We start from the raw sequence: 22,245 nt of genomic DNA, 5'->3' as shown, positions 1-22,245 counted from the left end.
ACCCTGTAGATAAGGGTGATTCTGGAAGAATCAAGCTTAGCGGGATTGACGCAGGTCAGTGCGGAGTCAGCGTGGTGCCAACCAGACCAGGGAGGCGAAACGACCGCCGTGCGGGGTCTGCCGGTAGGAGAAGAAGCGCGGGTCGGTCACCGTGCAGAAGCCACCGCCATACACGGCGGTGACGCCCCGAGCAGCCAGGCGCAGGCGCGCCAGAGCATAGATGTCGGCCATCAGCTTGCCAGGACGCTCGCCCGCAACGAAGGCTTCGGCAGTCTGCGGATGAACGGCGGTGAAGGCATCACGCACCTCCATGCCGACTTCGAAGGCCTGCGGGCCGATGGCCGGGCCGAGCCAGACCAACACATCCTCGGCGGGCACGTCCAGGCTATCCAGGGTGGCCTCCAGCACGCCACCGGCCAAGCCCCGCCAACCGGCATGGGCCGCCGCCACGCGGGTGCCGGCACGGTTGCAGAACAATGCCGGCAGGCAGTCGGCGGTCATCACTGTGCAGGCGATGCCGGGCTTGTCTGTCCAACTGGCGTCCGCCTCGGCCACGGTGGCCGGGTCGGCATCAGCCACGGTCAGGCCATGCACCTGCTTCAGCCAGACGGGCTGGATGGCGAACGCATCGCCCAGGCGGCGGCGGTTCTCGGCAACGGCTGCCGGTTCATCGCCGACGTGATCGCCGAGGTTGAAGCTGTCATAGGGCGGCAGGCTGACGCCCCCCGCCCGGGTGGTGACGCAGGCGCGAACCGAGGCCGGGGCCGGCCAGTCGGGAAACAGCAGCGACTGCGCCAGGTCACTCATCCGACAAAGCTCTCGCGGTCCTGCTTGAGCAACGACAGCAGCCAGACGAAGTCATCTGGCAACGGTGACTCCCAGCCCATGCGCTCACCGGTAACCGGGTGCTCCAGTTCGAGGAAGCGCGCATGCAGGGCTTGACGCGGGAAGGTCTTGAGCGCCTCGACCATCGACGGGTTGGCCGCCGGCGGAATGCGGAAGCGTCCGCCATAGACCGGATCGCCGACCAGCGGGAAGTTGACGTGGGCCATGTGCACGCGGATCTGGTGGGTGCGCCCGGTCTCCAGCTTGACCCTGACATGGGTGTGCGAACGAAAGCGCTCCAGCACGCGGTAGTGGCTGACCGCCTGCTTGCCGCCCTCGGTCACCGCCATGCGCTGACGCTGGGTGCCATGTCGGCCGATCGGTGCATCGATCTTGCCGCCGGCGGTAACCACGCCGACCACGATGCATTCATAGATACGGCTGACACTGCGGCGTTGCAACTGGGCCACCAGGTTGGTCTGCGCCTGCAGGGTCTTGGCTACCACCATCAGACCGGTGGTGTCCTTGTCCAGGCGGTGGACGATGCCCGCGCGCGGCACGTTGACGATGTCCGGCACATGGTGCAACAGGGCATTGAGCAGGGTGCCGTCGGCATGTCCTGCCGCCGGGTGGACCACCAGGCCTGCCGGCTTGTTGATCACCAGCAACTGGTCGTCTTCATAGACGATGTCCAGCTCGATGTCCTGGGGCGTCCATTCGCCCTGGGCCTCGTGCTCGGCCTCCAGGGCCAGCTGCGCGCCGCCGTGGACGATGTCGCGTGGGCGCAGGACCGCGCCATCGACGGTCAGGCGGCCCTCCTTGATCCAGGAGGACAGGCGCGAACGCGAGTACTCGGCGAACAATTGGGCGGCGACCTGGTCGAGGCGTTGCCCGCCCAGTTCGGACGGTACCTCTGCGCTAAGTTGAATGATCTCGGACATGCTCGAATCAGCGGGCGGCACAGCCTTTGGTTTCGACTGCGCGCTTGTGGTTAAATACGGCTTCTTTTGCCCCGTGGGTTGCCCGGGGGCGCTTATCATAACAGGACGGCACCGCCCAAGACAGCGGCCGTCAAAGGGACGCAAGCCGCCATGCAAGTGAAACACCTGCTGCTGATCGCCATCCTCGGAATGACCGCTGCATGTTCTTCGAACAAGGAAGTCGTCGATGAAAACCTGAGCGAAGCCGAGCTGTACCAGCAGGCGCAGGCCGACCTGGACAACCATAGCTACACCAGCGCCACTAGCAAGTTGAAGGCTCTGGAATCGCGCTATCCGTTCGGCCGCTACGCCGACCAGGCGCAGTTGGAGCTGATCTACGCGAACTACAAGAATGCCGAGCCGGAGGCCGCCAAGTCCGCCGCCGAGCGTTTCATCCGCCTGCACCCGCAGCACCCGAACGTCGACTACGCCTACTACCTCAAGGGCCTGACCTCGTTCGACCAGGACCGTGGCCTGCTGGCGCGCTTCCTGCCGCTGGACATGACCAAGCGTGACCCAGGCGCTGCCCGCGACTCTTACAACGAGTTCGCCCAGCTCACCAGCCGCTTCCCCAACAGCCGCTACGCACCTGACGCCAAGCAGCGCATGATCTACCTGCGCAACCTGCTGGCTTCCTACGAAATCCACGTGGCCGACTACTACCTGACCCGCCAGGCCTATGTCGCCGCCGCCAACCGTGGCCGCTACGTGGTGGAGAACTTCCAGGAAACCCCATCGGTCGGCGACGGCCTTGCCGTGATGGTCGAGGCCTACCAGCGCCTGCACCTGGACGACCTGGCAGCCACCAGCCTGGAAACCCTCAAGCTCAACTACCCTGACCACCCGAGCCTGGTCGACGGCGAGTTCGTACCCAAGCAAGACGAAGCCGACAACCGCTCTTGGCTGTCCAAGGCCACCCTGGGCCTGATCGAGTCCGACGCGCCGCTGCCACCAGGCGAAACCCGCGCCAACCAGGACGTGATCAAGCAGTACCAAGACGCCAAGGCAGAGATCCCGCAAGAACTGCTGCCCAAGGACGAAGATGGCAATCCGATCGAGCCAGAAGGTCCGAAAGAAGCCGAGAAAGAGCGCTCTTGGTTCAGCTACATGACCTTCGGTCTGTTCGACTGATCCATCGCGCATAGATAAAGGGAGGCCCAGGCCTCCCTTTTTTCATGGCCTCGCCCTAGACTATCGACTCTTCCTTATAGACAAGCTGGACACCATGGTTCGCCTACTTTTCTGGATCGCCCTGATCGCCGCCGCGTTCTGGCTGTGGCGCAAATTCAAGATCAGCACCGGATCCCGCCCCGACAGCACCCTCGATGACCCGCTGAAGATGGTCCGCTGCGCCCATTGCGGCGTACACCTGCCCAACGACCGCGCCCTGCAGCAAGGCGACAACTGGTATTGCAGCCAGGCGCACCTGGAGCAAGGACCCGGGCAGCAACGCTGAGGCGCAACCTGGTTGCCGGCTCCTCACAGTCCGTAGGAGCCCTTGCCTGAGGCAGGGCCTCTACGCGGACGTACGTGTCCCCTGCCCATCGCCAACTGACGCTGGCTCCTACCTTGATCTGCGCCGCCCCTGGCATCTACCCCATTCCACTTATCCCTCTCCGCCCCTTTCACACCATGCGCTGCTCGACCCAGGCCTGCGCAAGATCGCCGAACAAGGTGCCGGCATCAGCCTGAGCGATTACACCCAAGCCCTGGAAGCGCGCGCCGAGCTGGTGGCGCGGATGAATGCCTTCCACCAACAGTACGACGTGCTGGTGTCGCCGATGATGCCGCTGGTGGCGTTCGAGGCCGGGCATAACGTCCCACCAGGCTCGGACTATGCGCAATGGATGGATTGGACGCCGTTCAGCTACCCCTTCAACCTGACCCAGCAGCCGGCCGCTTCGGTGCCGTGTGGCTTCACCCGCGAAGGGTTGCCGGTTGGGTTGCAGGTGGTGGCCGGGCGTTTTGCCGATGAGCAGGTACTCAGGGTGTGCCAGGTGTATGAGCGGCATTATCCGAGCCGGCACCTACAGACGCCGGTCATCGGCTGATGTTTTTCGGGGCCACTTGGCAGCCTATCGCGGGCAAGCACGCTCCTAGAGCCGGTGCTCGCGATAGGCCACAAAGCGACCTCAATCGGTCAGCACAAGCGACCTTCTGGCGCATACGGTGCCGGGTCGATGATCGGCTCGCGTCCCAGCAGCAGGTCGCTGAACAGCTGGCAGGATGCTGGCGCCAGCACCAGGCCATTGCGGTAGTGACCGCAGTTCAACCACAAGCCGGCATGCCCTGGCACTTTGCCGATGTAAGGGATGCCCTCGGGCGAGCCCGGGCGCAACCCGGCCCAATGCGCCACCGGCGTGGCATCGGCAAGCGCCGGTAGCAAGTCGACCGCAGACGCCTTGAGGCTCTCCAGCGCGTCCTCGGTCGGGGTTTTGTCGTAGCCCGCGTGCTCCAGGGTGCTGCCCACCAGGATATGCCCATCACGCCGGGGGATCGCATAGCGTCCTTTAGCCAGGACCATGCTCGGCAAAAAGTCCTCGGCACACTTGTATAGGATCATCTGGCCCTTGACCGGCTCGACCGGCAACTTCAGGCCTAGGGTACGCAGCAGGTCGCCACTCCAGGCCCCTGCACTGAGGACCACGTCATCGGCAGCGAGCAGGCCATCGTCGGTCTGCACGCCCGTGATTCGTCCGCCTTCCTGGCTAAACCCGGTGATCCGGCAGTGCTCGCGCAAGGTCACGTTCGGCAACGCCAACAAGGCCGCCTTGAGCGACTTGACCAGACGCGGGTTGCGCACATTGGCCACACCGGCCATATAGATGGCGCGCTCGAAACCAGGCCCCAGCACCGGCACCGCGTCATAGGCCGCAGCGATATCCACGGCGCTGAGCGGCCGGCCTTCGCGGGCCGCCCAGGCCAGCGCCTCGGCTTCATCGTCGAGGTCCAGCCAGTACAACCCAGTGGTATGCACTTCCGGATCGAGACCGGTGCTGGCGAACAGGCGCTCACCCAACTGTGGATAGAAGTCCTGGGACCAATGCGCCAGGGCCGTCACCGCCGGGCTGTAGCGCCAAGGGTAAAGCGGCGAGACGATACCGCCGCCGGCCCAGGACGACTCGCGCCCCACTTCGCCCTGGTCGCACACCACCACCTGCTCGACTTCCGCCGCCAGGTTGAACGCTGTCAGCAGGCCGATCACCCCGCCGCCGACAATCACTACTTGCTTGCTCATCTGTCGATCCAACACCTGAAGTAAACCGCGGCGCCCGTCAGGCGCCATTCAACCTTCAGCTTCCCCAGCAACCCGCTGCGTCACCGACGCTGTCCGGGTTACCTTGCACACCGGCCTGGTCGAGCAGGAAATCACCGCAGCGATCGCCGTCCATCAGCCCGCGCGGGAGGCGCCGGGCCAAAAGACGAAAAGTCTCCGCCCCACGCTCTACCTGCAGGCTGTAGTAGCGGCTGCCGGTGGGCAAGGGTGTCACCAGGTTCTCACTGTCGGCGTATTGTCCGACGCGCGAATAGTGACGCTCCAGGCGCAGGGCGCTGTCATGCAGCAGGCCGACCACCTCGATGCGTGCGGCACGCCTGACCGGGTCGCTGTAACTGGGGTAGGCAATGCCCGCCAGCATGCCGACCATGGCCACGACAATCAACAATTCCATCAGGCTCAATCCTTGTTGCCCCGTACGCATCTCATTCCTCCTGTAGTCGCTGGCGCCACAGAATCCGTTGCGGCGCCTCATCGTCATCCAGCGCCAGCACCGTTTCCAGCACATGCCGCCCTTGTACCTGACGGCTCACCGCCGTCACCCGCACCAAAACCACCCGATGCCCTTTGGGCATATGGGCCACACGTTCGCTCTCCCCAAGGTTCTGCAACAGATAGAAGCCATGGACAGTGGCCTCCCAAGGCAGGCCTGAACCACCCTGCCGGCCGGCGCCGCTAACCCCATGAGCTTCAGGAGGTGGCAGGCAGTACTGGCACGGCGCTGGAAGCGCGCCCAGCAGGTGCGACTCTCCCTCCAGCAGAGTCGACTCGGCCTGCTCCAGGGCGCGGACGCTGGCCTGCAGGTTGCCGGCGATGCGCTCCTGCAGGAGAGCGCCCTGAAGGGCCGACGCGCCAAGCAGGCCAAGCAGCAGTGTCAGGACCAAACCAAGCAGCAGGACCACGCCCTCTTGCCTGCTCATGGGCCAAGCAACCTGTTACGCAAGGTCACGCTCAGGTCATAGCGCTGTTCGATACGTTGGCGCGGGTCGAATACGGTCAGCAACAGGTCAACACGCTCATGCTCGCCCAACCGCACACGGGATACCCGCAGGTCGCGCACGTGATCGATGATCGCCGCAGTGCTGCCACCGCTGCCGAGCCGCAGGCTGTCGCCCACCAGGCGATAAACCTGGCGACGGACCGGCAATGCGATCTCGTCCCCCACTGCCGCCCGCCTTTTCGGATGTACGTGTGCCCACGTCAGGCAGTCCGTAAGCACTGTCCAGTCCGGATCCCCGGCTGCGCCAGGAAGTTCGCCGCCGACCAGAGTCAGGGCCAGCAAGCGACCGTCACGGTCCAAGCTCAGTTGAAATGGCTGGGCAAACGCCTGGGCCGCCACGGGGTCGAGGAAGTCGCTGTGTTCAAGACTCAGGCAACCGTACATACCGGCCATGCGCAGGTCCTGGGCCAAGCGTTGCAAGGCCAAGCGCGCATCCTCCTGCAAGCGGGCCGACGCCCCCTGAAACTGCCAAGACTGCTGGGCCGAAACGAACACCTGGCTGGCGGCAGCCAGCAATAACAGGCCTAACCCCAGGGCCAGCAGGCCTTCGAGCAAACCAAAACCGAGCTGGCGCCTCATCGCCTCACCCGCCCCTGCAAGCTGAACGAGCGCAGGCCATCTCCAGCGCGGCTGTCGCTCCAACGGATGTCCACGTCGAGCCCGTCATGCGCTACCCGCGCCCGTCCCTCGGCCGACTCGCCCACCAAGGCGACGGCACGTTGCTGCAAGCCGTCCAGTTCGTCGGCCACCACCCCATCGCGTGCCCGGACCCGCTCGAACATGCCCTGGGCAAGGTAGGCCACCTGGCTACTGCGCAGGGCACTGTCGGTCGCCTGTAAAGCGCGCACCTGCAGCGAGGCGGCGGAGAACAAACCAAGCGCCAGCAGCACCAGGGCCACCAAGACTTCGATGAGGGTCATGCCTCGTTGCTGCACAGACATCGTTGCGCCTCCTGCGACTTTTCCGGCGACCATTACCGCGAGGGCCGACTGGACCTCCCTGGCTCCGGCCTCGAAGCTATAGCGAAGCACTTCCAGGGAGGAATGCACGGTGAGGCAACAGGGAGTAACACTGATACAACTAATGTCCGGGTTGGCTTTGGTGGGCCTGCTCACACAGATAGGAATCCCCTCCTACACGCACATGAGCATGGAACTCCAACAGCAAACGGCCGCCAGGGACCTGGCGCAAACGCTGCGCATCGCCCGCAGTCATGCGGTGCTACGCAATCAGCGGGTGGTGGTGCAAGCGCTGCAGGGTGATTGGGGGTTGGGCTGGCGCATGCTGCGGGCCGAGGACCAGCAGTTGCTGCAGGAAAAACGCCATGGGCGGCCGTTAACCATCATCGGTAACCAGCCTGTGGCGACGCAGGTGACATTCAGCGGTTTGGGTGTTCCCTTGCGGGCAGGCGGCGCCTTTCAGGGCGGAACGCTGCATGTCTGCCAGCGTCCCGAAGGGACCAGCCAGCACCAAGTGGTGCTGTCGCCCAGTGGCAGGGTCAGCCTGCGCCAGGAAGTGCTCGAGCACCGCCTGTGCGCAGGTACCTGATCAGATCAACGAGCGGACCCTCAGCTCCTTGGGCATGGAGAAAGTGATGTTCTCCTCGCGGCCGTCGAGTTCTTCGGCGCCGGTCGCGCCCCACTCGCGCAACTGTTCGATGACCCCCCGCACCAGAACCTCCGGCGCCGACGCGCCAGCGGTGATGCCAATGCGCCCGACGCCATCGAACCAGCTCTGCTGCAGATCCTCGGCACCGTCGATCAGGTAGGCCGGGGTCGCCATGCGTTCGGCCAGCTCACGCAGGCGGTTGGAGTTGGAACTGTTGGGGCTGCCGACCACCAACACCACATCGCACTCGCCGGCCAGCTGCTTGACTGCATCTTGGCGGTTCTGGGTGGCGTAGCAGATGTCGTCCTTGCGCGGACCGCCGATGTTGGGGAAGCGCGCACGCAGGGCATCGATGACCCGACTGGTGTCATCCATCGACAGGGTGGTCTGGGTCACGAAGGCCAGGCGGTCCGGATCGCGCACCTGTAGCTTGGCGACGTCCTCCTCGTCTTCGACCAGATAGATCGAACCACCATTGCTGGCGTCGTACTGGCCCATGGTGCCCTCGACCTCCGGGTGACCGGCGTGGCCGATGAGAATGCATTCCTTGCCGTCACGGCTGTACTTGGCGACTTCGATATGCACCTTGGTCACCAGCGGACATGTCGCATCGAAGACCTTCAAGCCACGGCCAGCCGCTTCCTGGCGCACGGCCTGGGAGACACCGTGGGCACTGAAGATGACGATGACGTCGTCCGGCACCTGCTCCAACTCCTCGACGAAGATGGCGCCACGGGCGCGCAGGTCCTCGACCACGAACTTGTTGTGCACCACTTCATGGCGCACGTAGATCGGTGGGCCGAAGACTTCCAGCGCACGGTTGACGATTTCGATCGCCCGGTCCACCCCAGCGCAGAAGCCACGGGGGTTGGCGAGTTTGATTTGCATGCTCGGCTCCAGGCTTACAGCGCCTTGACCTCGAGGATTTCCACCTCGAAGCTCAGGGTTTTGCCAGCCAGTGGGTGATTGAAGTCAATGGTCACCTGGGCGTCGTCGAACGCCTTGACCACCCCGGGCAGCTCGGCATTGGCGGCATCGTTGAAGATCACCAGAAGGCCTTCGGACAGTTCCATGTCGTTGAACTGCGATCGGGGCATGACCTGCACGTTCTGCGGGTTGGGCTGGCCGAAGGCGTTTTCCGGGGCCACGGTGACGGTGCGCTTGTCGCCGGCCTTGAAGCCGAACAGCGCCGCCTCGAAGCCAGGCAACAGGTTGCCATCGCCGACCTTGAACACCGCCGGCGACTTGTCGAAGGTGCTGTCGACGGTATCGCCGTTTTCCAGGTGCAGCGCGAAGTGCAAGGTTACTTCGGTGTTCTGGCCAATGCGGGTCTCAGTCATGGACAGGCTCTCCGGACTTCTTGCTCTTGAACATATCCAGCGCCAGCATCACCGCACCGACGGAGATGGCGCTGTCGGCCAGGTTGAAGGCCGGGAAATACCAGCGGTTCTGCCAGTGGACCAGGATGAAGTCGACCACATGGCCGAGCACGATCCGGTCGTACAGGTTGCCCAGCGCGCCACCCAGCACCAGGGCCAGGGCGATGGCCAGCCAGGTATCGTTGCGGCCAAGGCGCTTGAGCCAGACCACCAGCACGACGCTGACCACCAGGGCGATCAGGGCGAACAGCCAGCGCTGCCAGCCGGAGCTGTCAGCCAGGAAGCTGAAGGCGGCCCCGGTATTGTACGCCAGGGTCCAGCTGAAGTAGTCGGGAATGACCACGATCTGCTGGTACAGGCTCAAGGCCCCCTCGAAGTAGGCCTTGCTAGCCTGGTCGAGGACCAGGACCAGCAAGCTCAGCCAGAGCCAGCCAAGGCGCCCGAAGCGCCCTGCACCAGGGTTAGGCATAGTGGCGCACCTCGCCGTTGCCGCTGATGTTTTCGACGCAACGGCTGCAGATTTCCGGGTACTCCGGATTGGCGCCGACGTCAGCGCGGAAGTGCCAGCAACGACCGCACTTGGCGTGACCGGACTTGACCACCTTGAGCTTGAGGCCTTCGACCTCGGTCACCACGGCATCGGCCGGCGCCTGGACGAACGGCACCACGCTGGCGGCGGAGGTGATGAGCACGAAACGCAGCTCGTCGCCCAGCTTGCCCAGATCGGTGCTCAGGGACTCATCGGCGAACAAGGTCACTTCGGCCTGCAGGTTGCCACCGATGGCCTTGGCCGCGCGTTGGTTCTCCAGTTCCTTGTTGACCGCAGCCTTCACAGCCATGACGCGGTCCCAGTAAGCGCGGTCCAGTTCGGTGCCTTCCGGCAGTTCCGACAGGCCCTGGTACCAAGTGTTGAGCATGACCGACTCGTTGCGCTCGCCCGGCAGGTACTGCCACAGCTCGTCAGCGGTGAACGCCAGGATCGGCGCGATCCAGCGCACCAGCGCCTCGCTGATGTGGTACAGCGCGGTCTGGCAGGAGCGGCGGGCGACACTGTTGGCACCAGTGGTGTACTGGCGGTCCTTGATGATGTCGAGGTAGAAACCGCCCAGTTCCTGGACACAGAAGTTGTGGACCTTGGAGTAGACGTTCCAGAAACGGTACTCGCTGTAGTGCTCTTCCAGCTCGCGCTGCAGCAGCAGGGTGCGGTCCACCGCCCAACGGTCCAGTGCCAGCATGTCTTCGGCCGGCAGCAGGTCGCGGGCCGGATCGAAGCCGGACAGGTTAGACAGCAGGAAGCGCGCGGTGTTGCGGATACGGCGGTAGGCGTCGGCACTGCGCTGCAGGATCTGCTCGGACACGGCCATTTCGCCGGAGTAGTCGGTGGCCGAGACCCACAGACGCAGGATGTCGGCACCCAGGGTGTCGTTGACCTTCTGCGGCTCGATGGTGTTACCCAGCGACTTGGACATCTTGCGGCCGTTCTCATCCACGGTGAAACCGTGGGTCAGCAGCTCGCGGTACGGCGCATGGTTGTCGATGGCGCAACCGGTCAGCAGCGAGGAATGGAACCAGCCGCGGTGTTGATCGGAACCTTCCAGGTACAGGTCGGCACGCGGGCCGGTGGCGTGGCCGATGTCGTGCGAGCCACGCAGCACATGCCAGTGGGTGGTGCCGGAGTCGAACCAGACGTCGAGGGTATCGTCGATCTTGTCGTACTGGGCGGCCTCGTCGCCGAGCAGCTCGGCGGCGTCCAGCTTGAACCAGGCCTCGATGCCTTCCTTCTCGACGCGCTTGGCCACTTCTTCCATCAGCTCGACAGTGCGTGGGTGCAGCTCACCGGTCTGCTTGTCCAGAAAGAACGGGATCGGCACGCCCCAGTTGCGCTGACGCGAAATGCACCAGTCCGGGCGGTTGGCAATCATCGAGTGCAGGCGCGCCTGCCCCCAGGACGGTACGAACTTGGTCTCTTCGATAGCCTTGAGGGCGCGCTCGCGCAGGGGGTCGCCAGTGTTCGGCTGCTTGTCCATGCCGACGAACCACTGCGCCGTGGCGCGGTAGATCAGCGGGGTCTTGTGGCGCCAGCAGTGCATGTAGCTGTGGCTGATGGTTTCGGTGTGCAACAGCGCACCGACCTCGGCCAGCTTATCGACGATGGCTGGGTTGGCCTTCCAGATGAACTGGCCGCCGAAGAACTCCAGCGACGGCACGTACACGCCGTTGCTCTGCACCGGGGTCAGGATGTCGTCGTTGACCATGCCGTAGCGCTTGCAGGTGATGAAGTCGTCCTCACCATAGGCAGGTGACGAGTGGACCACGCCGGTGCCGGCGCTCAGTTCGACGTAGTCGGCCAGGTACACGGGCGACAAGCGGTCATAGAACGGATGGCGGAAGTTGATCAGTTCCAGGGCCGAACCCGGTGCGGTGGCCAGCACCGAACCCTCCAGGCCGTAGCGCTGCAGGCACGACTCGACCAGTTCTTCAGCCAGCACCAGCAGCTTGTCGCCGGTGTCGACCAGGGCGTAGTTGAACTCCGGGTGGATGTTCAGCGCCTGGTTGGCGGGAATGGTCCAAGGAGTGGTAGTCCAGATCACGATCGAGGCCGGCTTGGCCAGGCTGGCCAGGCCGAAGGCGGCGGCCAGCTTGTCGGCATCGGCGACTTCGAAGGCGACGTCGATGGTCTGGGACTTCTTGTCGGCGTACTCGACCTCGGCCTCGGCCAGTGCCGAACCGCAATCGAAGCACCAGTTGACCGGCTTGAGGCCCTTGAACACGAAGCCCTGCTTGACCATCTCGGCCAGGGCACGGATCTCGCCAGCCTCGTTGACGAAGTTCATGGTCTTGTAGGGGTTGTCCCAATCACCCAGCACGCCCAAGCGGATGAACTCGGCCTTCTGCCCTTCGATCTGCTCAGCCGCGTAGGCGCGGCACAGCTCGCGAGTCTGGTCCGGGCTAAGGTGCTTGCCGTGGGTAACCTCGACTTTGTGCTCGATCGGCAGGCCATGGCAGTCCCAACCCGGCACGTAAGGCGCGTCGAAGCCCGACAGGGTCTTGGAGCGGACAATCATGTCCTTGAGAATCTTGTTCAGCGCATGACCGATGTGAATCTTGCCGTTGGCATAGGGCGGGCCGTCGTGCAACACGAACTTCGGACGGTCCTTGCCAATCTCGCGCAGCTTCTGGTACAGGCCAATGCTGTCCCAGCGCTGCAGAATCTGCGGTTCGCGCTGAGGCAGGCCGGCCTTCATCGGGAAGGCGGTGTCCGGAAGGTTTAGCGTGGCTTTGTAGTCGGTCATTTCAGGCTCTTCGTTAGCGGTTGAGCGTGCCAGTGGGCACGTGCGGCGGCGATATCCGCGTCGATCGCCGACTTCAGCGCCTCCAGGGAGGCGAAACGCTGCTCTTCGCGCAGCTTCTGGTGGAACTCCACCGTCAGGCGCCGGCCATAGAGATCGCCGGCAAAATCCAGGAGATGAATCTCCAGGTGGGGACGGCCATCACCGGCGACGGTGGGACGAACCCCGATGTTGGCGACACCCGGCCAGACCTTGCCGTCGATTTCGGCACTGGTCAGGTAGACCCCGCTCAGCGGCACTCGGCGGCGCTTGAGCTGGATGTTGGCGGTTGGTGTGCCGAGCTGGCGAGCCAGCTTCTGGCCATGCAGCACCCGGCCGGTAATGCGATACGGACGACCGAGCAGATGCTCGGCCAGGTCGAAGTCGGCGCCGGCCAGGGCCTTGCGTACTTCCGTGCTGCTGACCCGCAGGCCATCCTGCACCACGGTATTGGCCGCTTCGACGGTAAAGCCATGCTCGCGCCCGGCCTCGACCAAGAAGGTGAAATCGCCGGCGCGGTCGCAGCCGAAACGGAAATCGTCACCCACTTCCAGGTGCTTAACACCCAGCCCGTCGACCAAGATAGTCTCGACGAAGGCACTGGCGCTGAGCTTCCTCAGGCGCTGGTTGAAGGCCAGGCACAGCACCTGGTCGATACCCTCGGCCGCCAGCAGCTCGACCTTGTCGCGCAGCCGGGCCAGGCGGGCCGGCGCGGAGTCCGGGGCAAAGTATTCGCGAGGCTGTGGCTCGAAGATCACCACGCACGTGGGCAGGCCAAGCTCCTGGCCACGCTCGCGCAGGCGCGCCAGGATTGCCTGGTGGCCCCGGTGAACCCCGTCGAAGTTGCCAATGGTGGCGACACAGCCCCGGTGCTCGGGGCGCAGGTTGTGAAGACCTCGAACCAGCTGCATAACGCGCTTCTTGCTCATAAAGTGGCCGATTATAACCACACCCGGGCGCTGGCGACAGGCAGCAGCGCCATACCAGGGCGTGGAACGAAAAAAACCGACGCCTGACCCCGCCCCAGCCTCAGTGCAGGACCCTGCGCACGAAGTGCCGCGGGCGGAAACCGCACAGGAACAAGCAGCCGAAATAAGTCACCACGCCCGCCAGAACCAACACGCCCAGGCGCAACAAACGCTCAAGCATGCTGCCCTCCTCCCAAGCCGGCAGGTAGTGCATGCCCAGCAGCAGCACAACCGACATCAACAACACCGCCAGTACCAGCTTGAGCAGGAACACCGGCCAGCCCGGCTGGGGCTGGAACAGCTGCTGCTGACGCAACTTCCAATACAGCAGGCCAGCATTGAGGCAAGCGCCGATACTGATCGCCAGGGCCAGCCCGGCATGTTGCAAGGGGCCGATCAGGATCAGGTTGAACAATTGCGTAGAAACCAGGGTGACGATCGCGATCTTCACCGGCGTGCGGATATTCTGCTGCGCATAGAAGCCCGGGGCCAGCACCTTGACCAGGATGATCGCCAACAGCCCCACCGAATAGGCGATCAGCGCCCGCTGGGTCATCGCGGCATCGAAGGCGGTGAACTTGCCGTACTGGAACAGCGCTACGGTCAGCGGCTCGGCCAGGATCGCCAGGGCCAGAGTGCAGGGCAGCACCAGCAGGAAGCACAGGCGCAGGCCCCAGTCGAGGATGCGTGAGTACTCATGACGATCGCGGTTGGCGTAAGTCTTGGCCAGGGTCGGCAGCAAGATAGTGCCCAGTGCCACGCCCAGCACGCCCGAGGGCAGCTCCATCAGGCGGTCGGCGTAGTACATCCAGGACACCGAACCTGCCACCAGGAAGGAGGCGAAGATAGTGTTGATGATCAAGGAAATCTGACTGACCGATACCCCGAGGATGGCCGGCAGCATCTGCTTGAGCACCCGCCATACGCCGGTGTCGCGCAGGTTCAACCGCGGCAGCACGAGCATGCCGATCTTCTTCAGGTGCGGCAGTTGGTACAGCAACTGCGCCAGGCCGCCGGCCAGCACACCCCAGCCCAGGGCCATGATCGGCGGGTCGAAATAAGGCGTGAGGAACAGGGCGAAACCGATCATCGCGACGTTGAGCAAGGTCGGCGTGAACGCTGGCACGGAAAAGCGGTTCCAGGTATTGAGGACGGCCCCGACCAGCGATGACAGCGAGATCAGCAATATATAAGGAAAGGTCACCCGGAGCAGGTCCGTGGTCAACTGGTACTTCTCGGCACTGTCGACAAACCCCGGGGCCGTGACCCAGACCACCCAAGGCGCAGCCAGGATGCCCAGGGCAGTTACCAAGGCCAGGACCAGGGTCAGCAGGCCGCTGACATAGGCGATGAAGGTACGGGTCGCTTCCTCCCCCTGCTGGGTCTTGTACTCGGCCAGAATCGGCACGAACGCCTGGGAAAAGGCGCCCTCGGCAAAGATCCGGCGCAGCAGGTTGGGCAGTTTGAACGCAATGAAGAAGGCGTCGGTGGCGATACCGGCGCCGAACACCCGCGCCAGGATGGTGTCACGGATAAAGCCCAGCACCCGGGAAATCATGGTGATGGAACTGACAGCGGCCAGGGATTTGAGCAGGTTCATCGAAAAGTTTCATGCCTGAAGACAGAGAGCGCTGCCAGACAGCGCCCAAGTATGCGATACTCCCCCACTCATTGCAGGGGAGCCAAAAATTCCCGAGTTTACAGGTCACGGCGCAGAAAGGAATCATTCCATCACGCACCGGGACCACTCGGCGGAACCCTGCAAGTGGCCTTGACAACCGGTCAACTGATCGGCATGATTCGCGGCCTATTTTGTTTGCTATTTACTCAAAGTCTTTCGAGGAGCTCGACGGTGGCCAACTCACCTTCCGCCAAGAAACGTGCAAAACAGGCTGAGAAGCGTCGCAGCCACAACGCCAGCCTGCGTTCCATGGTCCGCACCTACATCAAGAATGTAGTCAAGGCCATCGACGCAAAAGACGCCGAAAAAGCGCAAGCTGCTTACATCCTGGCTGTGCCAGTTATCGACCGTATGGCCGATAAAGGCATCATCCACAAGAACAAGGCTGCTCGCCATAAAGGCCGTCTGAATGGCCACATCAAGGCGCTGAAAGAAGCTGCTGCAGCCTAAGCGACGCGCTTGTTGAAAAAACCGACCTTAGGGTCGGTTTTTTATTGCCTGTAGTTTTTGTGTCGTCCGCGGAAAGCCACAACTAGCGCTGGGCCTGCGGCATGCAGCGGCCTACGACGCTATCCCCTGCCGGGATAGCGTCGCCCCCATGAGCCGAGGCGGCTTACTTGCCGATCTGGATCTTCGGCGCCCATAGCAGCCAGTCATCTTCCGGCTTGTCGAACAAGGCGAAAGTCTGCTGTGGCCGCGCTGGATTCCCCATCTTCTCGCCATCCGGCGTAGCGAAGGCGATACCACCTTCGATCAAGGTTTCCAGTGACTCGGTACGCACCGTCGCGCCCTTGAACAGACCAAAATCGAAACCGAAGCCACTGCTGTTCCAGAAGCGGCTGCCACCACGCACCAACGAGGCATAACGCGGCTCGATGAGGATATGGATCAGTACACGGTCAGCGGTCTGCCCTAACTCGTAACCAGTGACCTTGCCCACCGTCACCTCCCGGTAGGTCACAGGCACACCAGGCTTGATCGACCCTCGGCGCGCGGCACTAAGCGTCAGTGGCAGTCCGGCTTCCCGCTCGGAAAAGTCCGGGGCCCGGGGCAAGGCGTTGAAGCTGTATTGCGGGCCCTGGCTTTTCGATGCCGGCTGCACTTCCAAGTATTGCCCGGTAACCAACGTCTCCAGGTTTTCGGTACGAACGATGCCCAAGGCCGGCTTGACCACCCAGAATTGCGTGCCGACACGCGCGATACGCTCTGGCACTTCGGTGATGCGCGCCTTGAGCAGGACCGCCTGCAAGTCGTCTGTCAGGTCCACGCTCTCGACCTTGCCGACATCCAAGCCCTTGAAGCGGATTGGCGTCCCCGGCTTCAGGCCATCGGCACGTTCGACACGAATGCTGATGGAAGTGCCGGTACGGTTGGCCGCCTCTTGGTTCTCGTGCAGACGGAAGCGCGGAATACGTTGTTTCAGGGGCACGCTCGGGTTCGGGGTATCAAAGGAAATACCGCCGGCCATCAAGCTCTGCAGCGACTCACTCTTGACCTGGATACCCGACAAGCCCCCCGTGAGGGTGATACCACTGGCATTCCAGAAACGCGTGGAGCCGTTGACCAGATTCGCGTACTCCTTCTCGATATGCACACCGATCAGCAGGCGTTTGCTGTTCTTGGCGAACTGATAACTCTGCACGCTACCGACTTTGACCTGGCGATAGAGTACCGGACTGCCGACCTCAAGGGAGCCCAGGTTCTCGCCAAACAGCACCAGGTGCAGGCCTGGCGCCTTGAGATCCAGTGGCGGCGCCTTGGCCCGCGCCTCAAACTCACGCTGCGGCGTAGCCCCCTTCTCACCTGGCCGGATGGCGATGTAGTTACCTTTGACCAGCGCCTCGAGGCCGGTGATGCCCGCCAGCGAGATGGAGGGTTTGACCACCCAGAACTGAGTACCGTCGACCAGGTAGTCCTCGGCCAAGGGGTCGAGGGTAAGCTCTGCCATGGCACTGGCGAGGTCCCCCTCGATCTTCAAGGTCTTCATGGAGCCAATCTGGATACCCTTGTACATGACCGGGGTACGGCCAGCCTGCAATCCCTCGTAGTCACTCAACCTGACCTTGATGCGTATTCCGGCCTGGGCCGCATCGAAGTCTTCGTAGAGCCGGAACGGAAGGCTCGGGTCGGTGGCCGGGCTGTCTTTGCGGTATTCCGGGGTGGCGAAAGCGATACCGCCCGCGACAATGCTCGACAGAGACTCGCTGCGCACCTTCACACCCGACAAGTTGGCATCGATACTGATGCCGCTGGCATTCCAGAACCTTGTATGTTTACGCACCAGGCTGGCATAGGCCGGCTCGATGAACACCTTGATCTCGACCGTGTCCTGGTCTTCAGACAAACGATAGCTTTTCACTCGGCCGACCTGGATCTGCTTGTAGAAGACCGGACTGTCACGATTGAGCGAACCCAGGCGGTCGGCCTTGAGCGTAAGGTGCAGGCCCGGCTCGCTGTCGGACAACGGCGGCGCTACGGGCAATGCGGTGAAGCTCCTAGTCGGCTCGCCCTCGCCAGGGCTCACGGCAATATAGTTACCGGAGACCAGCGTCTCCAACCCGGTGATGCCAGCCAGGCTGACGCTGGGCTTGACCAGCCAGAAACGCGTCCCGGTGGTGAGGTGCGGCTCAGCAGCCTTGTTCATCTCGATGGTCGCGATCACGCCGGCGTCACTACCCTCGGCGTCAAGAACCAGGGCCTTCACCTTACCGACCGACATGCCTTTGTAGACCACCTCGGTCTTGTTGGCGACGATACCCTCGCCACTGGTGAAGCGAACCTGAATGTCCACCCCAGAATCACGATAAGCCTGCCATCCCAGCCAGGCGCCAATAACCAAAGCGATCAGAGGTAGGATCCAGATGGCCGACCAATTCGAAGCTGGGCGGGTTTTAGCCTTAGGCAAGTCACTCATGGTCGTCATCCGACTCCGTGTTATCCCAAATCAGTCGGGGATCAAAAGTTAAAGCAGCGAACATCGTCAGCACCACCACAGAGGCAAAGGCGACGGCGCCCAGATTGGCTTCGACACTGGCAATCCGGCCGAAATTCACGACCGCCACCAAGATGGCAATCACGAAAATATCCAGCATCGACCAGCGCCCGATAAACTCGATGAAGCGGTACATCAGAATCCTTTGACGCGCGGAAAGAGGCTGGTGCCGCTGCACGGAATACAGCAACAGCGCGATACCCACCAGCTTGAAGGTCGGCACCAGGATACTGGCGATGAACACCACGGCGGCAATCGGTAGCATGCCGTGCTTCATCAGGGTGATGACGCCGGACATGATGGTGTCCGGGCTGCCCTGCCCCAGGGCGCTGACCGTCATGATCGGCAGCACATTGGCGGGTATATAGAGAATCGAAGCCGTGATCAGCAACGCCCAGGTTCGCACGATGCTGTTGGGCCGCCGCGCATGCACCACCGCGCCACAGCGGGTACAGGTCTGCGAGGTGCTGCCAGGCTCCTGATGGTTCAACTCATGGCATTCATTGCAGACCACAATGCCCGCATCAATCGCCCGCATGTACATCCTCCCCCGACAAGGCGACCCAGACCTGGTGTGGCGACATCACCACTTCCAGCCATACCTGGACCAGCAAGAGACTAACGAAACAGAACAGGCCCAGGCCTACGGTCAGTTCGGCCATGTCGACCAGTTTGACGATCGCGACGAGTACACCCATGAAGTAAACCTCGAGCATGCCCCAGTCACGCAAATGGTGATAAATGCGGTAGAACAGCAGGCCATGGCTGCGGCCAATATCCAGGCGGATGCTCAGCAATACCGCCAGCTGACACAGCAGCTTGAGCAGGGGGATCGCCATACTGCACAGAAACACCACGACCGCGACCTCCCCCATGCCGCTATTGTAGAGGCCCACCACACCGCTCCAGACGGTGTCGTCGGAGGTCTGGCCAAGCAGATGGAGCTGCATGATCGGCAGGAAGTTTGCCGGCACATAGAGCAGCAAAGCGGTCAGCACCAACGCCAGGCTACGGTTGACGACATTATGGCGGTGGGCGTACAGCTCGTACCCACAACGCGGGCAATGGGCCTTTTCGTCATTCTGCAGCACCGGCTTGCGCATCAGCAGGTCGCACTCATGGCAGGCCACCAGCTCGTCCAGCGGCAACTGCGCCAGTGCATGGGAATCGACAGGATCGGACATATTGAGATTCTGAATGGAAGCGTGGGCTCTATTCTAGTGTTCCAGCTCCAATTGTGGGAGTCGGGCACTACTTATGGAGCGGTTATGTTGTTTGTACTCACAGGCTTTGCGGGAGCAACTACCTAGATACGTTTGTGTAAGACCGCATCAATTGGCGCTTGATGGCCATTGGGGCCACTGCGCGCCCCATCGCGACACAAGGCCGCTCCCACAGGGACGGCACCGTCCATGAGTGAGGTGAACACGGCATCTGTGGGAGCGGCCTTGTGTCGCGATGGACGACATAGCAGCCCTGCTCTTCAAACCCCAGAAAAGACAAAACCCCTACCTGCTTACACAGATAGGGGTTTTGCGAAATGAATCTTGACGATGACCTACTCTCACATGGGGAAACCCCACACTACCATCGGCGATGCATCGTTTCACTGCTGAGTTCGGGATGGGATCAGGTGGTTCCAATGCTCTATGGTCGTCAAGAAATTCTGTTACCAGAACGTCCTGTTGGACACTCCAGTCAATTCGGATATGTGCATTTGTGGTTTTGCGAATCTTCGGCTGTTGCGTCTTCACCACCGCCATCTGCGTCAGCAGATTGCTTGGGTGTTATATGGTCAAGCCTCACGGGCAATTAGTATCGGTTAGCTCAACGCCTCACAGCGCTTACACACCCGACCTATCAACGTCGTAGTCTTCGACGGCCCTTCAGGGAGCTCAAGGCTCCAGTGAGATCTCATCTTGAGGCAAGTTTCCCGCTTAGATGCTTTCAGCGGTTATCTCTTCCGAACATAGCTACCCGGCAATGCCACTGGCGTGACAACCGGAACACCAGAGGTTCGTCCACTCCGGTCCTCTCGTACTAGGAGCAGCCCCTCTCAAATCTCAAACGTCCACGGCAGATAGGGACCGAACTGTCTCACGACGTTCTAAACCCAGCTCGCGTACCACTTTAAATGGCGAACAGCCATACCCTTGGGACCGGCTTCAGCCCCAGGATGTGATGAGCCGACATCGAGGTGCCAAACACCGCCGTCGATATGAACTCTTGGGCGGTATCAGCCTGTTATCCCCGGAGTACCTTTTATCCGTTGAGCGATGGCCCTTCCATACAGAACCACCGGATCACTAAGACCTACTTTCGTACCTGCTCGACGTGTCTGTCTCGCAGTCAAGCGCGCTTTTGCCTTTATACTCTGCGACCGATTTCCGACCGGTCTGAGCGCACCTTCGTACTCCTCCGTTACTCTTTGGGAGGAGACCGCCCCAGTCAAACTACCCACCATACACTGTCCTCGATCCGGATGACGGACCTGAGTTAGAACCTCAAAGTTGCCAGGGTGGTATTTCAAGGATGGCTCCACGCGAACTGGCGTCCACGCTTCAAAGCCTCCCACCTATCCTACACAAGCAAATTCAAAGTCCAGTGCAAAGCTATAGTAAAGGTTCACGGGGTCTTTCCGTCTAGCCGCGGATACACTGCATCTTCACAGCGATTTCAATTTCACTGAGTCTCGGGTGGAGACAGCGCCGCCATCGTTACGCCATTCGTGCAGGTCGGAACTTACCCGACAAGGAATTTCGCTACCTTAGGACCGTTATAGTTACGGCCGCCGTTTACCGGGGCTTCGATCAAGAGCTTCGCGTTAGCTAACCCCATCAATTAACCTTCCGGCACCGGGCAGGCGTCACACCCTATACGTCCACTTTCGTGTTTGCAGAGTGCTGTGTTTTTAATAAACAGTCGCAGCGGCCTGGTATCTTCGACCGGCATGGGCTTACGGAGCAAGTCCTTCACCCTCACCGGCGCACCTTCTCCCGAAGTTACGGTGCCATTTTGCCTAGTTCCTTCACCCGAGTTCTCTCAAGCGCCTTGGTATTCTCTACCCAACCACCTGTGTCGGTTTGGGGTACGGTTCCCGGTTATCTGAAGCTTAGAAGCTTTTCTTGGAAGCATGGCATCAACCACTTCGTCGCCTAAAGGCAACTCGTCATCAGCTCTCGGCCTTGAGATCCCGGATTTACCTAAGATCTCGGCCTACCACCTTAAACTTGGACAACCAACGCCAAGCTGGCCTAGCCTTCTCCGTCCCTCCATCGCAATAACCGGAAGTACAGGAATATTAACCTGTTTTCCATCGACTACGCTTTTCAGCCTCGCCTTAGGGACCGACTAACCCTGCGTCGATTAACGTTGCGCAGGAAACCTTGGTCTTTCGGCGTGGGTGTTTTTCACACCCATTGTCGTTACTCATGTCAGCATTCGCACTTCTGATACCTCCAGCAAGCTTCTCAACTCACCTTCACAGGCTTACAGAACGCTCCTCTACCGCATCACCTAAGTGATACCCGTAGCTTCGGTGCATGGTTTGAGCCCCGTTACATCTTCCGCGCAGGCCGACTCGACTAGTGAGCTATTACGCTTTCTTTAAAGGATGGCTGCTTCTAAGCCAACCTCCTAGCTGTCTAAGCCTTCCCACATCGTTTCCCACTTAACCATGACTTTGGGACCTTAGCTGACGGTCTGGGTTGTTTCCCTTTTCACGACGGACGTTAGCACCCGCCGTGTGTCTCCCATGCTCGGCACTTCCAGGTATTCGGAGTTTGCATCGGTTTGGTAAGTCGGGATGACCCCCTAGCCGAAACAGTGCTCTACCCCCTGGAGTGATACATGAGGCGCTACCTAAATAGCTTTCGAGGAGAACCAGCTATCTCCGAGCTTGATTAGCCTTTCACTCCGATCCACAGGTCATCCGCTAACTTTTCAACGGTAGTCGGTTCGGTCCTCCAGTCAGTGTTACCTAACCTTCAACCTGCCCATGGATAGATCGCCCGGTTTCGGGTCTATACCCAGCGACTAAACGCCCTATTAAGACTCGCTTTCGCTACGCCTCCCCTATTCGGTTAAGCTCGCCACTGAATATAAGTCGCTGACCCATTATACAAAAGGTACGCAGTCACCTAACAAAGTAGGCTCCCACTGCTTGTACGCATACGGTTTCAGGTTCTATTTCACTCCCCTCTCCGG

General features: G+C 61.7%; 20 protein-coding genes, 2 rRNA genes and 1 pseudogene (1 of these 23 cut by a window edge). 5 read left to right on the top strand and 18 right to left on the bottom strand.

Features of this window, described 5'->3' with window-relative positions; genetic code table 11:
- Positions 1-66: 66 nt before the first annotated feature.
- Together pgeF and rluD are read right to left on the bottom strand one after the other, a co-directional pair.
- A complete protein-coding gene (pgeF, locus tag ACYU03_RS04340) occupies positions 67-807 on the bottom strand; it encodes a peptidoglycan editing factor PgeF (RefSeq protein ID WP_461888294.1) in 741 nt (246 codons plus the stop codon).
- The gene (gene rluD / locus ACYU03_RS04335) at positions 804-1,766 is read right to left on the bottom strand and encodes a 23S rRNA pseudouridine(1911/1915/1917) synthase RluD (protein ID WP_461888292.1); all 963 of its coding nucleotides are present in this window, start codon (positions 1,764-1,766) and stop codon (positions 804-806) included. The genes pgeF and rluD overlap by 4 nt, the downstream gene beginning before the upstream one ends.
- Positions 1,767-1,916: 150 nt before the next feature.
- Between rluD and ACYU03_RS04330 the strand changes: the two genes are divergently transcribed.
- From ACYU03_RS04330 to ACYU03_RS04320, 3 genes and pseudogenes are all read left to right on the top strand, one after another.
- Positions 1,917-2,936, top strand: a complete 1,020-nt coding sequence (locus tag ACYU03_RS04330; RefSeq protein ID WP_461888291.1) for an outer membrane protein assembly factor BamD — start codon at positions 1,917-1,919, stop codon at positions 2,934-2,936.
- 94 nt (positions 2,937-3,030) lie between these two features.
- On the top strand, positions 3,031-3,261 hold the full coding sequence (locus ACYU03_RS04325) for a PP0621 family protein (protein ID WP_461888289.1): 231 nt from the start codon (positions 3,031-3,033) through the stop codon (positions 3,259-3,261).
- Between the two features lie 178 nt (positions 3,262-3,439).
- Positions 3,440-3,856: pseudogene (locus tag ACYU03_RS04320) on the top strand (amidase family protein); the annotation flags it as partial.
- 89 nt (positions 3,857-3,945) lie between these two features.
- On the opposite strand, the gene thiO reads toward ACYU03_RS04320, so the two are convergent.
- From thiO to pilV, 5 genes are read right to left on the bottom strand one after another with little or no spacing between them, the layout of a single operon-like run.
- Complete coding sequence (gene thiO / locus ACYU03_RS04315) at positions 3,946-5,043, bottom strand: glycine oxidase ThiO (protein ID WP_461888287.1); 1,098 nt, start codon at positions 5,041-5,043, stop codon at positions 3,946-3,948.
- 55 nt (positions 5,044-5,098) lie between these two features.
- Positions 5,099-5,506, bottom strand: a complete 408-nt coding sequence (locus ACYU03_RS04310) for a type IV pilin protein (protein ID WP_461888285.1) — start codon at positions 5,504-5,506, stop codon at positions 5,099-5,101.
- A 1-nt stretch (position 5,507) separates the two neighbouring features.
- Complete coding sequence (locus tag ACYU03_RS04305) at positions 5,508-6,002, bottom strand: pilus assembly PilX family protein (RefSeq protein ID WP_461888284.1); 495 nt, start codon at positions 6,000-6,002, stop codon at positions 5,508-5,510.
- Entirely contained in the window at positions 5,999-6,661 is a 663-nt protein-coding gene (locus ACYU03_RS04300) for a PilW family protein (RefSeq protein WP_461888282.1), read from the bottom strand. Before ACYU03_RS04300 ends, ACYU03_RS04305 begins: the two co-directional genes overlap by 4 nt.
- On the bottom strand, positions 6,658-7,023 hold the full coding sequence (gene pilV / locus ACYU03_RS04295) for a type IV pilus modification protein PilV (RefSeq protein ID WP_461888280.1): 366 nt from the start codon (positions 7,021-7,023) through the stop codon (positions 6,658-6,660). The genes ACYU03_RS04300 and pilV overlap by 4 nt, the downstream gene beginning before the upstream one ends.
- A gap of 109 nt (positions 7,024-7,132) precedes the next feature.
- Here pilV and ACYU03_RS04290 point away from each other — a divergent pair, with 109 nt between their 5' ends.
- Positions 7,133-7,630, top strand: coding sequence for a GspH/FimT family pseudopilin (locus tag ACYU03_RS04290; protein WP_461888278.1), 498 nt, complete (start codon positions 7,133-7,135; stop codon positions 7,628-7,630).
- On the opposite strand, the gene ispH is transcribed toward ACYU03_RS04290, so the two are convergent.
- The 6 genes from ispH to murJ form a co-directional block, all read right to left on the bottom strand.
- Positions 7,631-8,578: a 4-hydroxy-3-methylbut-2-enyl diphosphate reductase gene (gene ispH / locus ACYU03_RS04285; RefSeq protein ID WP_461888277.1), complete on the bottom strand. Its 948-nt coding sequence runs from the start codon at positions 8,576-8,578 to the stop codon at positions 7,631-7,633.
- Positions 8,579-8,592: 14 nt separating this feature from the next.
- Positions 8,593-9,030 (bottom strand): FKBP-type peptidyl-prolyl cis-trans isomerase, encoded by a 438-nt coding sequence (gene fkpB, locus ACYU03_RS04280; protein ID WP_461888275.1) that lies wholly within the window; start codon positions 9,028-9,030, stop codon positions 8,593-8,595.
- Entirely contained in the window at positions 9,023-9,538 is a 516-nt protein-coding gene (gene lspA / locus ACYU03_RS04275) for a signal peptidase II (RefSeq protein ID WP_461888273.1), read from the bottom strand. The genes fkpB and lspA overlap by 8 nt, the downstream gene beginning before the upstream one ends.
- Positions 9,531-12,362 (bottom strand): isoleucine--tRNA ligase, encoded by a 2,832-nt coding sequence (gene ileS / locus ACYU03_RS04270; protein ID WP_461888271.1) that lies wholly within the window; start codon positions 12,360-12,362, stop codon positions 9,531-9,533. The genes lspA and ileS overlap by 8 nt, the downstream gene beginning before the upstream one ends.
- Positions 12,359-13,309, bottom strand: a complete 951-nt coding sequence (gene ribF / locus ACYU03_RS04265; protein WP_461888269.1) for a bifunctional riboflavin kinase/FAD synthetase — start codon at positions 13,307-13,309, stop codon at positions 12,359-12,361. Before ribF ends, ileS begins: the two co-directional genes overlap by 4 nt.
- 118 nt (positions 13,310-13,427) lie before the next feature.
- Positions 13,428-14,966 carry a murein biosynthesis integral membrane protein MurJ gene (gene murJ, locus ACYU03_RS04260; protein ID WP_461888268.1) on the bottom strand — a complete coding sequence of 513 codons (1,539 nt, stop codon included), beginning with the start codon at positions 14,964-14,966 and terminating at the stop codon, positions 13,428-13,430.
- A gap of 252 nt (positions 14,967-15,218) precedes the next feature.
- Between murJ and rpsT the strand changes: the two genes are divergently transcribed.
- Complete coding sequence (gene rpsT / locus ACYU03_RS04255; RefSeq protein ID WP_133216804.1) at positions 15,219-15,497, top strand: 30S ribosomal protein S20; 279 nt, start codon at positions 15,219-15,221, stop codon at positions 15,495-15,497.
- Between the two features lie 163 nt (positions 15,498-15,660).
- On the opposite strand, the gene ACYU03_RS04250 is transcribed toward rpsT, so the two are convergent.
- The 5 genes from ACYU03_RS04250 to ACYU03_RS04230 all read right to left on the bottom strand — a co-directional run.
- The gene (locus ACYU03_RS04250) at positions 15,661-17,961 is read right to left on the bottom strand and encodes a PqiB family protein (RefSeq protein ID WP_461888266.1); all 2,301 of its coding nucleotides are present in this window, start codon (positions 17,959-17,961) and stop codon (positions 15,661-15,663) included.
- Positions 17,954-18,577 carry a paraquat-inducible protein A gene (locus ACYU03_RS04245; protein ID WP_461888264.1) on the bottom strand — a complete coding sequence of 208 codons (624 nt, stop codon included), beginning with the start codon at positions 18,575-18,577 and terminating at the stop codon, positions 17,954-17,956. Before ACYU03_RS04245 ends, ACYU03_RS04250 begins: the two co-directional genes overlap by 8 nt.
- Positions 18,564-19,223 (bottom strand): paraquat-inducible protein A, encoded by a 660-nt coding sequence (locus ACYU03_RS04240; protein WP_461888262.1) that lies wholly within the window; start codon positions 19,221-19,223, stop codon positions 18,564-18,566. Before ACYU03_RS04240 ends, ACYU03_RS04245 begins: the two co-directional genes overlap by 14 nt.
- Positions 19,224-19,584: 361 nt before the next feature.
- Positions 19,585-19,700: ribosomal RNA gene (rrf, locus tag ACYU03_RS04235) — 5S ribosomal RNA — on the bottom strand.
- A 130-nt stretch (positions 19,701-19,830) separates the two neighbouring features.
- Positions 19,831-22,245, bottom strand: a 23S ribosomal RNA gene (locus ACYU03_RS04230); it runs 476 nt beyond the window's last position.

The sequence above is a fragment of the Pseudomonas sp. X10 genome, assembly GCF_054889225.1.
The sequence above is the reverse complement of the archived record's forward strand: the minus strand, read 5'-3'. Positions and strand labels throughout refer to the sequence as shown.

Bases quoted from the DNA above. Each gene is read 5' to 3' on its own strand.
- ACYU03_RS04240 (WP_461888262.1), bottom strand. From the start codon at position 19,223: ATGTCCGATCCTGTCGATTCCCATGCACTGGCGCAGTTGCCGCTGGAC.
- ispH (WP_461888277.1), bottom strand. From the start codon at position 8,578: ATGCAAATCAAACTCGCCAACCCCCGTGGCTTCTGCGCTGGGGTGGAC.
- pgeF (WP_461888294.1), bottom strand. From the start codon at position 807: ATGAGTGACCTGGCGCAGTCGCTGCTGTTTCCCGACTGGCCGGCCCCG.
- ACYU03_RS04250 (WP_461888266.1), bottom strand. From the start codon at position 17,961: ATGAGTGACTTGCCTAAGGCTAAAACCCGCCCAGCTTCGAATTGGTCG.
- ACYU03_RS04330 (WP_461888291.1), top strand. From the start codon at position 1,917: ATGCAAGTGAAACACCTGCTGCTGATCGCCATCCTCGGAATGACCGCT.
- ACYU03_RS04300 (WP_461888282.1), bottom strand. From the start codon at position 6,661: ATGAGGCGCCAGCTCGGTTTTGGTTTGCTCGAAGGCCTGCTGGCCCTG.
- ileS (WP_461888271.1), bottom strand. From the start codon at position 12,362: ATGACCGACTACAAAGCCACGCTAAACCTTCCGGACACCGCCTTCCCG.
- lspA (WP_461888273.1), bottom strand. From the start codon at position 9,538: ATGCCTAACCCTGGTGCAGGGCGCTTCGGGCGCCTTGGCTGGCTCTGG.
- murJ (WP_461888268.1), bottom strand. From the start codon at position 14,966: ATGAACCTGCTCAAATCCCTGGCCGCTGTCAGTTCCATCACCATGATT.
- thiO (WP_461888287.1), bottom strand. From the start codon at position 5,043: ATGAGCAAGCAAGTAGTGATTGTCGGCGGCGGGGTGATCGGCCTGCTG.
- fkpB (WP_461888275.1), bottom strand. From the start codon at position 9,030: ATGACTGAGACCCGCATTGGCCAGAACACCGAAGTAACCTTGCACTTC.
- ACYU03_RS04245 (WP_461888264.1), bottom strand. From the start codon at position 18,577: ATGCGGGCGATTGATGCGGGCATTGTGGTCTGCAATGAATGCCATGAG.
- ACYU03_RS04310 (WP_461888285.1), bottom strand. From the start codon at position 5,506: ATGCGTACGGGGCAACAAGGATTGAGCCTGATGGAATTGTTGATTGTC.
- ribF (WP_461888269.1), bottom strand. From the start codon at position 13,309: ATGCAGCTGGTTCGAGGTCTTCACAACCTGCGCCCCGAGCACCGGGGC.
- rluD (WP_461888292.1), bottom strand. From the start codon at position 1,766: ATGTCCGAGATCATTCAACTTAGCGCAGAGGTACCGTCCGAACTGGGC.
- pilV (WP_461888280.1), bottom strand. From the start codon at position 7,023: ATGTCTGTGCAGCAACGAGGCATGACCCTCATCGAAGTCTTGGTGGCC.
- ACYU03_RS04325 (WP_461888289.1), top strand. From the start codon at position 3,031: ATGGTTCGCCTACTTTTCTGGATCGCCCTGATCGCCGCCGCGTTCTGG.
- ACYU03_RS04305 (WP_461888284.1), bottom strand. From the start codon at position 6,002: ATGAGCAGGCAAGAGGGCGTGGTCCTGCTGCTTGGTTTGGTCCTGACA.